The organism is Limimaricola litoreus, from assembly GCF_024159025.1.
In the GTDB taxonomy this organism is placed as follows: Bacteria; Pseudomonadota; Alphaproteobacteria; order Rhodobacterales; family Rhodobacteraceae; genus Limimaricola; species Limimaricola litoreus.
Genome location: NZ_JAMYXC010000186.1, coordinates 1 through 11432, shown reverse-complemented (window position 1 = coordinate 11432; position 11432 = coordinate 1). Strand labels below are relative to the sequence as shown.

The window sequence follows — 11432 nt, the reverse complement described above, 5'->3', positions numbered from 1 at the left end:
AGGCCGAGGTCGCGCGGCTCGTGGAGGCGCGCGGCCTGACCGCGCGCTGCGTGCTGCGCTCCGACCCTGCCCTCGCCCCCGGCGACGCGCGCGTCGCATGGGAGGGCGGGCAGCTCGACTACAGCTTTGCCGCGATCTGCGACGAGATCCTCGACACCTTGCGGGCCATCGCCCGCGCCCACCCCGAAACGGAGGACCGCACGTGACGGAGACCCCCAGCAAGACCACCGGCGCCGAGTTTCCCGAGATCGAGGACGACGCCGCGGCGATCTTCGACGAGGCGCCGCAGGCCGAGGCCCCCAAGGCGGGGCGCAACATCGAGGCGATGCTCAACGTCGGGCTCGACGTGCAGATCGTGCTGGGCCATGCGCGGCTGCCGATCGCGCAGCTTCTGAAATTCGGCCGCGGCTCGGTGATCGAGCTCGACAAGAAGATCGGCGAGCCGGTCGAGGTGATGATCAACGACCGGCTCGTGGCGCGCGGCGATCTCGTGAAGCTGGGCGAGGCGCGGATCGGCGTCTCGCTCACCGAGATCGTCAAGGACTACGTCTCGGACGACTGACGTCACCCATGCCCCGCGCCCCCCTCCTCCTCCTCGCGAGCGCCGCCCTCGCGCTCCTCGCCCTGCCCGCCCAGGCGCAGGACGGCGCGGGCGTGCTCGGGGCCTTGGGCGACGTCTTTTCCGACGCGGCGCCGGGCTCGGACGAGCGCGCGACCCTGTCGGGCCGGATCATCCAGCTCGTGGCGCTGATGACGGTGCTGTCGATCGCGCCGGGCCTGCTGATGATCATGACCAGCTTCACCCGCTTCGTCATCGTGTTCTCGATCCTGCGCTCGGCGCTGGGGCTGAACCAGTCGCCGCCCAACGTGGTGCTGTCGTCGATGGCGCTGTTCATGACCTTCTTCGTCATGCAGCCGGTGTTCGAGCAGGCTTGGGAGAACGGGCTGCAGCCGCTGATGGACAACGCCATCACCGAGGAGCAGGCGCTGGCGCGGATCGGCGATCCGTTCAAGGACTTCATGTTCGCCAACACCCGCCCGCGCGACCTCGAGCTGTTCCAGGGGCTCGCCGCGCGCGCCGACGGCTCCGAGCCGCTGCCGGTGCCCGAGACGGCCGATGAGGCGGGCTGGCGCGCGCTGATCCCGGCCTTCATGATCTCGGAGCTGCGCCGGGCCTTCTCGATCGGGTTCCTGATCTACCTGCCCTTCGTGGCGATCGACCTGATCGTCGCCTCGGTGCTGATGAGCGCGGGCATGATGATGCTCCCGCCCGTGTTGATCTCCTTGCCGTTCAAGGTGATCTTTTTCGTGCTGATCGACGGCTGGTACATGCTGGCGGGCAGCCTGATGGAAAGCTACGTGCCGATGGCCGGAGGATGACGATGAACGCGATGACCCCTGCAGGCGGGCCCGAGCCGAGCCCCGTTCGCGCCGCGGCGACGCCCCCCACCCCGCCGCTGCGCCGGCTGCGCGGCCCGGAAAAGGCGGCGATCCTGTTTCTATGCCTCGGCGAGGAGCGCGGCTCGGAACTGATGCGCAAGCTGCCGCCCGAAGACATCGGCAAGATCACCCGCGCGGTGGCGCGGCTGGGCGTGGTGCAGGCCGAGCTGGTCGAGGCGGTGCTGGCGGAGTTCTCCGAAGGGGTCGACACCGGCGGCGGCGTCGTGGGCTCCCTGGCCACGGCAGAGGCGATGCTGCGGGCTTTCCTGCCCGAGGAGCAGGTCGAGGCGATCCTGCGCGACATCCGCGGCCCTCTGAAGGAGCGCGACCTCTGGGCGCGGTTCTCGGCGATGAACGAGACCGTCATCGCCACCTATCTCAAGAGCGAGCACGAGCAGACCGCCGCGGCGATCCTGTCGAATGTCGACACCGAGGTCGCGGCCAAGGTGCTGCCGCTTCTGGGCGAGGATATGATGGGCGAGGTGGTCGAGCGGATGATCCGCATGGAGGCGGTGCCGCCCAAGATGATGGCGCAGATCGAGGAGACGCTGCAGGCCGACATGCTCTCGGCCGGCGGGCAGTCGAACGGCGTCGAGATGGAGCAGCGCATGGCCGACCTGTTCAACAAGCTCGACCGCGACGTGTTCGAGGGGCTGCAGGCCTCGATCGACGCGCGCAAGCCCGGCGCGCTCGACGCCATCACCGCCAAGATGTTCACCTTCGACGACCTGATCCGGCTCGACGCGCAAAGCCTCGCGCGGGTCATGCGCGGTCTGACCGGCAACACCCTGCCGCTGGCGCTGCGCGGCGCGAGCAAGGAGATGCGCAGCCATTTCCTCGATGCGCTGACGGCGCGGGCGCGCGACATGCTGCTCGACGAGATGAGCACCATGGGCCCGGTCAGGGGCCGCGACGCGCGCGCCGCCCAGACCATGATCGTCGATTTCACCCGCCAGCTCGCCGACGACGGCGCGATCGAGCTGCCGAGCGCGGGCGACGAGGACGAGGAAATCCTGGAGTGAGGCGCCCCCGCCCCGCCGCCTGGCGGCGACGGGCGGGGCGCGAAACGGCGCGGCGCGCTGCGGCCTAGTAGCCGCCGCTCCGAAACCCGGTGATCGCGCTGATGTCGAGGGTGATGGGGGTGAATTGCCCACCCGCGCCGGTGGCCACGGCGGCGTTCATCAGGGCGAGCGCGGCATTGGCGCTGCTCTGCACCCCCGCCTTCGCGTCCGTAATCGCCACGTAGCGCCGCTCGAGGCTTTCCAGCTCGGCCGGATCCTTGAGTTTGGCGATGTCGAACTTGGCCGCGAAGAGCTCGGCCTGCTTGTCGATATCGAGCCCCGCCACGCTGGCAGGCACGCCGAGCGCCGTGCGCATGAACTCCGATATTTCGGCGTCCTTCAGGACATCGAACCAGTTGTTGATCTCGCCTGCCTTGCGGCGGAATTCGAGCACGGTGCCGATCTTGTCGTTCTGCTCGGCCTGGGCGTTTTCGAAGCGCTGCTCCACGTAGCGATCGACCATGTCGTTCTGCCAGCTCGTGGAGAAGGTGTTGAGGTTGTTCTTGCCCTCATCAACGAAGCCCATGACCTCGTGCATCTCGCGAAACCGCGGATCGGTCAGCCGGTTCACCAGGGATTTCGGATCGTCCGGATCGCTCTTGAGGATCTTCTCGACCATGGCCTTGCCGAAGATCTGGTCCTCCAGACCGAAGGCCTTCATCGTGAAGACGTAAAGCTCCCTGTCCTCCATCAACTGATCGACCGAAAACACGCCGTCGATGCGCTCTTTGAAAGCCTCGATGGCGCGCCTGTCCTCGGCGCTGTTGCGGATCATCTCGATCTGGCGGTCGCGCGTGGCGTCCACCAGCTGCAGCCCCATTCGGGTGTTGAGGCCCGAAAGGCTGATCATCCGGCCACCCGCCGCGTCGGCGCCTCGGTCTCTGGTGCGAGCGCCGCCATGGCAGCCTGGTCGCGCGCCGCGATCCGCTCGAACAGCTCGGTCTCATGCGCGATCACCGGTCGCAGGGCGCGCAGCGCCTTGTAGAAATCGCCGATCGAGACGTAGTTCGCCGCCTCGAAGACATGGCCGAGGCTGGGATGGCCGAAGGTCGTGGCGAGCGCGGCGAGCTGTTTCTGGATGATCGGCAGCAGGTCGTCGCGCACCGCCCTCTGGATCAGCGCGGTCTGGATCAGGTAATAGACCCGCGTCACCGGCGTCGCGGGTGCATCCTCGTCGAGCAGGTCATGCCCGCGCACCACGTCGGCATGGCTTTCGATGGTCAGCACGTGGCGGCGCGAGGAGTTGCGCATCATGCAGCCGTTGACGACGATGCGCTCGTCGGGCTTGAGGGTGAGCTTGAGCGCCATGTCAGGCCACCTCCGCCTCAGCGGGAGCCTGCCCCGCGAGGCCCGCGACGATCGAGCGATTGACCTCGACCAGCGCGCCAACACCGGCATCGCCGCCCATCACGGCGTTGGTCTGGCGTTCCACCCAGAGCGCCAGCGAGATCAGCCCGCCGCGCAGCTCGGCCGGTAGCCCGTTGCCCGGCTGGGCGAGATCGAACTGCAGTTCGATCCAGAATTTCTGGTTGATCGCGAGATCGTCTCGCAGCCCATCGGCCAGGATCGCACCGCGGTCGAGCTTGCTTTCGGCCCGGTCATAGGCCTCGGCGCGGACGGCCATCTGACCGGTGACGCGGCTGAGAATACGGCGCTCGATCTGGCGGGGGGATTCGCTTTCGCGGATGGTGGTCTTGTAGGCGGCGATGCTCATGCGTTCTGCTCTCGCTCTGGGCCCCGCTGTTCTCGCGGGGCGTGGGGGAGGCGGACGCGGACACAACCCGAGGATCGCGCAAACGCGTCAGCCGGTCGGAAATCTCGGAAAAAGCCGGGCGAAAGCCCGGACGGTCTGCGGCCCGCCCCGAAGGACGGGCCGCATCAAGCCTTAGCGGAACAGGCTCAGGATGTTCTGCGGCGCCTGGTTGGCGATCGACAACGCCTGGGTCGAGAGCTGCTGCTGGACCTGCAGCGACTGCAGGCGGGCGGCCTCTTCTTCCATGTTGGCGTCGACTATCGAGCCCACACCGCTGTCGAGGCGGTTGGTCAGCTCGCTAAGAAAGTCCTGTTGGGTTTCGATGGCCTTCTCGGTAATGCCAAGGTCAGTCGCAGCCGAAACTGCCACCGTCAGCTGCGCTGATGCAGCGTCGAGAGCAGCCTTGAGGCCAGCTTCGTCGGTGGAGTTGTCGATTGCGATGGCAGCCATGGCCGTATGCATCGCCTCGAGGTCAACGTCAGCGAGGGTGATCTTCGTGACCGCCGTCGTGCCACCAGCACCGCTTGCCCCGGAAATGATCGTTTTTCCTGTAGCAGCGGTTTCAAGCAGGTTCTCGCCATTGAAGGACGACTGGTCGATCGCGGTCTTCATCTGTGCGGCGAGCGAATCCAATTCTTTCTGGATCTTGTCCTGGTCAACACCGGTTTCCTGGGCGAAAGCCAGACGGTCGACGAACTGCGTGGCCAACTCGGTGACGGTTTCGGCACCGAGACGGGCCGTCGACACCGAGTTCTTGGCAAGGGTCAGACCCTCGTTGATCGACTTGTTCATGCCGCTCTCGGCGCTCATGGTCTTGGAGATCGAAAAGTAGGACGCGTTATCCTTGGCCGAGGAGACCTTGAGGCCCGACGAAATGCGGTCCTGGGTGCTGCTCAGGTTGTTGTTGATGTTCCGCAGGGTCGAGAGGGCGGACATCGCGGAGTTGTTGGTGAGGATCGAAGACATTTTTACTGCTCCAGCGTTCTTACTGTTCGATCGTCTTTCTGACGAAGTCGGCATGACCGCCGCGGTATGAACATGGTTAAAACCATGAATTGGGGCGCGTTTGTGGCGCTACACCGACTTATCCATGGAGGCGCGGGAAAGCGTGTCCTTCGGGTTACGGTGGCCGCTGGCGCCATAGAGTCCGCCCAGCCCGTGGCGCGCGCGCAGCCGCTCCAGTTCGCGCGCGACGCTGGCGGTGGTCTCGCGCATCCGCTCGAGCATCGCCGCATCGCGCGCGATCAGCGCCGACAGCTCGGCAAGGCTGTCGCGCAGCTCCGAGGCAGGCGCATCGCCCTGCCCCAGCGTGGTTTCGATCCAGACGGTCTGCGCTTCGAGCCGGGCCCCGAGGCGGCTTTTCTCATCGAGCCGCGCCGCGATGCCCGACAGGTCGCCCGACCCGATCGCCGCGATCTCCCGGTCGAGCAGTGCCGTCAGCGCCGCGATGTCCTCCATCACGCCCTCGGGGGCGGTCTCGGGGGGTGTCTCCTGGTGTGGCTCGGTGGTCGTTTCGCTCATGCGCCCTCTCCCTGGCTCGAGTCCTCATAGGCGCCGATGGCGCGCGCGACGCTCTGCGCGATGCCGGTGCTGCCCTGGTCGGCGATCTGTTCGGCGAAGGCGCGGGCGAGAAAGCTGCGCCACTGCTCCTCGGCATGGCCGCCGCCGAAGGCGCCGGTGCCGACGCTTTTCAGCATCTCGTCCACCGTCTGGGCGAGGAACATCTCCTCGAACTGCTTGGCCGTCTCCATGGTCTCGGGGTCGGCCTCGCGGGTGCGGGCGAGCGGTGCGATCGCGAGCGGTCCGGGGGTGACCTGCATCAGATGATCTCCAGATCGGCGTGAAGCGCGCCCGCGGCCTTGATGGCCTGCAGGATCGAAATGGTCTGGCTGGCGGAGACGCCGATGGCGTTGAGCCCGTCGACGAGGCGCTGCAGGCTGACATCGCCTTCGAGGATCGAGAACTGCGCCTCCTGCTCCTCGACCGTCACCTCGGTCTGCGGCACCACCACGGTGTTGCCGATCGAAATGGGCTCGGGCTGGCTGACCTCGATCTCTTCCTTGACGATCACTGTGAGTCCGCCCTGGCTCACCGCCACCTCGGCGATGCGCACGTCCGAGCCGATCACGATGGTGCCCGAGCGCGCGTCGATCACCACCTTGGCGATGGCGTCGGGCTGCACGCGCAGCGATTCGATCTCGGCCAAAAGGCCGGGAATGTCGGATTTGCCGGTAGGGCGCACCTCGATGGTGCCCGAATCGAGCGCGGTGGCGCCGCCGCCCAAGCGCTCGTTGATCGCCTGCTCGATGCGTTCGGCGGTGGTGAAATCAGGTGTGCGCAGCGCGATTCGGATGCTGTTCATCTCGTTGATCGCAAAGTCGATCTCGTTCTCGACCGTGGCGCCGTTCTCGATTCGCGCGACCGTCGGCACGCCCTCGACGATGCTGGCGTTGGCGCCCTGCGCGGCATAGCCCGCCACCGCGATCGGCCCTTGGCTCACGGCATAGACCTCGCCATCCGCGCCGGTCAGGGGCGTGACGATCAGCGTGCCGCCGCGCAAGGAGGAGGCATCGCCCAGCGAGGAGACCACCACGTCGATGGTCGAGCCGCGCCGCGCGAAGGGCGGCAGCATGGCGGTGACCATGACGGCGGCGGTGTTCTGGGTGCGCATCTGCTCGTCGGTCAGGTTGCCGACGCCCAAACGCTCCAGCATCCCTTCGATCGAGCGTTGGGTGAAGGGCGAGTTGCGTAAGGAATCGCCCGTCCCGGCAAGGCCGACCACGAGACCGTAGCCCACGAGCTGGTTCTCGCGCACGCCCTCGAACTGGGCGATGTCCTTGATCCGAACCTCAGCCATGGAGGGCATCGGCGCCACGGGCAGCAGGCACAACGCCAGAGCGAGAGCGGGCCGGAGCCCGAACATCCGTGCTGCCATGATCCGCTCTCCCGCCGTGTCCTGCGACGACATTAGCGAAGTCTTGCGCAATATCGCAAGGATAGCCGGAATCAATCCATGCACAGGTTGCATTAATGCAAACTGTGCATGGCGTGTCGTCAGAGGTAGTTGAGGAACGACAGCTTGGAGAGGCGCGAGGTGACCATGTAGCTCGCCTCGAGCTGGGTCTGCAGCTCGGTCAGCCGGGTCGCCGCCTCGTAGGGATCGACGTTCTCGATGGCGTTGATCTGGCCGGTGTAGAGATCGCGCTTGGCCGCCTGGGCCTCCATGACCGATTCGAGCCGCGCCTGCTGCGCGCCGAGCCGGGTCTCGGCCTGCAGCAGCGCGTCGCGGCCGCCCGCCATGGCGGTGATGGCCTCGTTCAGCCAAGCCTGCGCCGCGCCTTCGTTGTCGAATTGCGAGACGTCGGCCGAGGCCAGCATCGACAACCCGCGCAGCAGCTCGGTGAAGCCTGGATCATTGGCCTGCACGCCGTAGGAGAGCGTCTCGTTCTCGTCGATCCGGGCCGAGAGCCGGTCAGGCGTGGCAGCCGGGGTGCCGTTGTAGAAGCTGCCCTCGAAATCGCCGGTGGTGGGCGCGAAGGCCTCGGCCAGCGCTTCGGCCATGGTCTCGGCCTCGGCGGCGCTGGCCGGGCCCGTGCCGATCACCGCCTCGACCATCTCGCGAGGCGATTGCCCGCTGGCCGGGTTGGCCTCGTCGAAGGGCTGCAAGGGCGCGCGGTCGGTTTCGATGCCCGAGAACAGCGCCTCGCCCGCATGGCTGCGATTGGCGGCGCCGATGATCTGGTCGAGCGCCATCTGCGCGCTTAGCTGCAAGGTGCCCGTGATCTGCCCGCTGCTGCCCGCCTGCAGCGCCTCGGTGATCACCGCCTGGGCGCTGGCACGGATGTCGTTCAGGGCGCTGCTGCCCGATTCGAGCTTTCGCGCCAGGGCGTTGTTGGACTGCACGAAGCCCTCGAGCCGGGTGAGCTGGCTGCGCACCGCCAACGTCTCGGCCGAGCGCGGCCCGAGCGCGCGGTACATCTCCGCATGCTTGCCGGTGCTGACCTCCTGCCCGGCCTTGTCGAGCCGCTGCGACAGATCGGAAATGTTGCGGCGGCTGGTCAGGGAGCTTTGCAGCGTGGCCGTCATGGTTGTCGAGATCATTCCAAGTCCCTCCTATCGGACCGCGGCCAGAAGCGTGTCCATCATCTCGTCGAGCGTGCGCATGACGGTGGCGTTGGCGGCATAGCTCTGCTCGATCAGCATCAGCTGCTGCAATTCCTCGTCGATGTTCACCCCCTGCACCGCCGCGCGGGTCTGGGCGGCGGCGTCGCGTCCGGCGCCGAGCGCTTCGGCGCGATCGCGCGCGTCGTTGCGCAGGGCCTGCTGCTCGGACAGCAGCGAGCCGATGAAATCCGAAGCCGTGGCCGTGGTGCCCAGCCCCGCCTCGACGTCGAAGCTCATGTTGCCGGCGAGCGCCATCGAGAAGGCATCGGCCTGCCCGGAATAGCCCGAGGGGCCCGGCGCCGCGGCGCCCATGCCGTCGCGCAGCCGCCAGGCGCCGCCTCCCTGATCCTCGCGCGCGGCGGGGTTGATCGCGATGCGCTGCGCGAGGCCCTCGACCTGCGCGGGATCGAAGCTGTTTCCGCCATCGGTGAAGAGCCCCGGCTGACCGGGCGCGAGCGAGGCATCGGCTGCCTCGAAGCCCTGGATCACCGCCCCCGCCAGCGTGTCGAGCTGCGCCTTCATTCGTGGCAGCGCGTCGCCGAGCAGGTCGAGCCGCCCGGCAAGACGTCCCTCCTGCGATCCGCGCGCGCCGGCCACGCCGGGGGTCACGTCGACGCCGTTGACCGAGAGGGTGGTCTCGGAGAAATCGAAGTCCAGCTCATGCGCCACGTCGTTCTCGACCAGCATCGCGCCGCCGGAGGTGGCGACCGAGATGCGGCCCCGCTCATCGTGGCTGACCCGCAGGTCGAGCACCTCGGCCAGCCCGTCGAGCGTCTTCGACAGGCTGTCCTCCAGCCCGGCGCGGCGCTGCGTCGCATCGGGCTCCGCGCTGATCCGGGTGTTGAGATCGACGATCTCGCGCAGCGTCGCATTGACCGTGGCCACATCCGCGATGACCGCCGAGGCGGTCTGCTCGCGCACCCGCTCCAGCGCATCGGCGGTGTCGGCCAGCTCGGAGGCAAAGCCGGTCGCGGCGCGCAGCGCGTCCTGCTGGATGGCGGGCTCCGACGGGTTGGCGGCCAGCGCGTCGAGCCCCACCTGCAGCGCGGAGAGCCGGTCCGACAGGTTGGTGCCCCCGCCGATCTCGCCCAGGGTGGCGGCATAGGTCTCGAGCGCGGCGGCGGTGGCCTCCTGGCCTGCCACGCGCGAGATCTCGATCCGGTGCGCCTGTTCGAGCCGGGCCTCGGTGGCGCGCTGGATGCCCGAAACGGCGACCCCGCCCCCGGCCTGGGGGGTCAGCGGCGCGCTGCGCCGGGCATAGCCCTCGGTCGTGGCGTTGGCGATGTTGCCCGAGGTGAGCCCGGCCCAGCTTTCCGTCGCGGCAAGACCGCTGCGGGCCATGGCGAAAGCATTCGTGATGCTCATTGCGATATCTCCAAAAGCCGGGGGCGCGGCGCGTTCTGCAGCCGCCCTGCCCCCCTGGTCGCGCTCAGCGCTTCAGACGCATCGTCTCGTCGAGCATTTCGTCGACGGTGGTGACGATCTTGGCGTTGGACGAATAGGCCCGCTGGGTGCTGATCAGGTCGGTCAGCTCCTGCGCCACCTCAACGTTCGAGCTTTCCAGCGCCCCCGCCGTCAAGCTGCCGGCCGAGCCCGCCCCGGCCTGGTTGAGGCTGAACTTGCCCGAGGCGCGCGACAGCGCATAGGCGTTGCCGTCGCCGGCCAAAAGCCCGTCGGGGTTGGCCACCTCGGCCAGCGGGATGTTGTAGAGCGGCTTGCGGCTGCCGTTGTTGAACACGCCGTAGACATCGCCCTTCTCGTCGATCTCGGTGCGCACCAGCACGCCGCTCTCGGCCCCGTCGGCGCCGATCTTGAGCGCCGAGTAGTCGCCCGCGAACTGGGTCATGCCACTGTGCTCGTCGGGCGCGCCGAGCTGCACCTGGATAATCTGCGGCTCGGTGCCGTTGTCGACCGTCAGCGTCGCGGTGCCCGTGTCGGGATCGAAGGCGAAGTTCGGCACGCCCGCGTCGGCGAGTTCGCCTGCCGAATAGGCCTTCGGCGCGCCGGCCAGCGGCCCGCTGTCATGGAACTCGACATTGACACTGCCGTATTCCGCCCCGTCAGAGCCCGAGATGCTGAGCGTCCACTGGCTCGGCGTTTCGGTCGGCTGCCAGGAGAACTGCATCCGCTCGGCCTCGCCCAGCGGGCTGTAATATTCCGCCGAGCTGAGGAAGGGCTCGCCCGGCTCGGCAAGGCCGGTCTGCTGGGCGGGCAGGTTGCCGCTGACGGTCATCTGCGCGGTCGGCGAGCCGGTCTGCGACAGGCTGCCGAGGTTGACGGTCTTCAGATCGCCGAACTGGTTGCGGTCGATGGTGCCGATCGAGGCGGTCTGGTCATAGGGAAACCCGGCGAGGTAATAGCCCGCGGCGTTGCGCAGATCGCCGTTCTCATCGGGCAGGAAGGAGCCTGCGCGGGTCAGCATGAAGTTCGATTCGTTGGTCTCGTTGGGCTCCTTGGAGACCACGAAGAAGCCGCTGCCGCCGATCGCCAGATCGGTGCTGCTGTTGGTGGCGCGCAGCGCACCCTCGGTGCTGACATCGGCACCCTGAAAGGCGCGCACGCCCGAGGGCGAGATTCCGGCGCTGTCGCTCAGCGTGCTGGTGGTGACCATCTGCACGAAGCTGCGCCGGTAGCCGTCGGTATTGGCGTTGGCGATGTTCTCCGAGATCCGGCCGACGGCCGTGGAGTTGGCGCGCAGACCGCTGACCCCGGTCTGCATGGCGTAGGAAATGCTCATGGTCCTGCCTGTCCTTTTTTCGTTGTGCCGCCGGGGCTGTTGCCGCCCGGGCCTGTGAGTGGCGCCGGCGCGAACCGGCGAGGTGAAACGGCGACGACCATCAGCCGTCGGTCGCGACGCGTTCGATTCGGCGCAGGGCCGCATCGGCATCCTGCATCCGATCCGTGGCGGATTTCTGACCGATCGGCAGCGCCAGCGGCGCCACCGGTGCCAGGGAGCGGGCAACCTCGGCCAGCTCGGGGCTGCGCGCGAGGCGCGGCAGCTCGGCCAGCAGCTC

Annotated in this window: 14 protein-coding genes; 4 read left to right on the top strand and 10 right to left on the bottom strand. The window is 67.8% G+C overall.

The window, feature by feature from the left end; genetic code table 11:
• From NHG85_RS12050 to NHG85_RS12035, 4 genes are all read left to right on the top strand, one after another.
• Positions 1–206, top strand: a 206-nt coding sequence (locus tag NHG85_RS12050; RefSeq protein ID WP_253332692.1) for a FliH/SctL family protein, incomplete at its 5' end; no start/stop codon positions are given.
• Entirely contained in the window at positions 203–562 is a 360-nt protein-coding gene (locus NHG85_RS12045; RefSeq protein ID WP_253332691.1) for a FliM/FliN family flagellar motor switch protein, read from the top strand. The genes NHG85_RS12050 and NHG85_RS12045, both read left to right, overlap by 4 nt.
• Before the next feature lie 8 nt (positions 563–570).
• A complete protein-coding gene (gene fliP, locus NHG85_RS12040; protein ID WP_253332690.1) occupies positions 571–1380 on the top strand; it encodes a flagellar type III secretion system pore protein FliP in 810 nt (269 codons plus the stop codon).
• Between the two features lie 2 nt (positions 1381–1382).
• A complete protein-coding gene (locus tag NHG85_RS12035) occupies positions 1383–2462 on the top strand; it encodes a flagellar motor switch protein FliG (protein ID WP_253332689.1) in 1080 nt (359 codons plus the stop codon).
• Between the two features lie 64 nt (positions 2463–2526).
• Here the strand turns inward: NHG85_RS12035 and NHG85_RS12030 are convergent, their stop codons facing one another.
• The 10 genes from NHG85_RS12030 to NHG85_RS11985 all read right to left on the bottom strand — a co-directional run bounded on the left by NHG85_RS12030 (position 2527) and on the right by NHG85_RS11985 (position 11155).
• Positions 2527–3351, bottom strand: a complete 825-nt coding sequence (locus NHG85_RS12030; RefSeq protein WP_253332687.1) for a DUF1217 domain-containing protein — start codon at positions 3349–3351, stop codon at positions 2527–2529.
• Positions 3348–3809 carry a flagellar biosynthesis repressor FlbT gene (locus NHG85_RS12025; RefSeq protein WP_253332685.1) on the bottom strand — a complete coding sequence of 154 codons (462 nt, stop codon included), beginning with the start codon at positions 3807–3809 and terminating at the stop codon, positions 3348–3350. Before NHG85_RS12025 ends, NHG85_RS12030 begins: the two co-directional genes overlap by 4 nt.
• 1 nt (position 3810) lies before the next feature.
• On the bottom strand, positions 3811–4215 hold the full coding sequence (locus NHG85_RS12020) for a flagellar biosynthesis regulator FlaF (RefSeq protein WP_253332683.1): 405 nt from the start codon (positions 4213–4215) through the stop codon (positions 3811–3813).
• Positions 4216–4386: 171 nt separating this feature from the next.
• Complete coding sequence (locus NHG85_RS12015; protein WP_253332681.1) at positions 4387–5220, bottom strand: flagellin N-terminal helical domain-containing protein; 834 nt, start codon at positions 5218–5220, stop codon at positions 4387–4389.
• A 108-nt stretch (positions 5221–5328) separates the two neighbouring features.
• Positions 5329–5775: a hypothetical protein gene (locus tag NHG85_RS12010; protein WP_253332679.1), complete on the bottom strand. Its 447-nt coding sequence runs from the start codon at positions 5773–5775 to the stop codon at positions 5329–5331.
• Positions 5772–6074: a rod-binding protein gene (locus tag NHG85_RS12005; protein ID WP_253332677.1), complete on the bottom strand. Its 303-nt coding sequence runs from the start codon at positions 6072–6074 to the stop codon at positions 5772–5774. The genes NHG85_RS12010 and NHG85_RS12005 overlap by 4 nt, the downstream gene beginning before the upstream one ends.
• Positions 6074–7189, bottom strand: coding sequence for a flagellar basal body P-ring protein FlgI (locus NHG85_RS12000; RefSeq protein ID WP_253332694.1), 1116 nt, complete (start codon positions 7187–7189; stop codon positions 6074–6076). Before NHG85_RS12000 ends, NHG85_RS12005 begins: the two co-directional genes overlap by 1 nt.
• A 119-nt stretch (positions 7190–7308) precedes the next feature.
• Positions 7309–8355 carry a flagellin gene (locus tag NHG85_RS11995; RefSeq protein ID WP_253332676.1) on the bottom strand — a complete coding sequence of 349 codons (1047 nt, stop codon included), beginning with the start codon at positions 8353–8355 and terminating at the stop codon, positions 7309–7311.
• Positions 8356–8367: 12 nt separating this feature from the next.
• On the bottom strand, positions 8368–9783 hold the full coding sequence (gene flgK / locus NHG85_RS11990; protein WP_253332674.1) for a flagellar hook-associated protein FlgK: 1416 nt from the start codon (positions 9781–9783) through the stop codon (positions 8368–8370).
• 64 nt (positions 9784–9847) lie between these two features.
• Complete coding sequence (locus NHG85_RS11985) at positions 9848–11155, bottom strand: flagellar hook protein FlgE (protein WP_253332672.1); 1308 nt, start codon at positions 11153–11155, stop codon at positions 9848–9850.
• Positions 11156–11432: the final 277 nt, after the last annotated feature.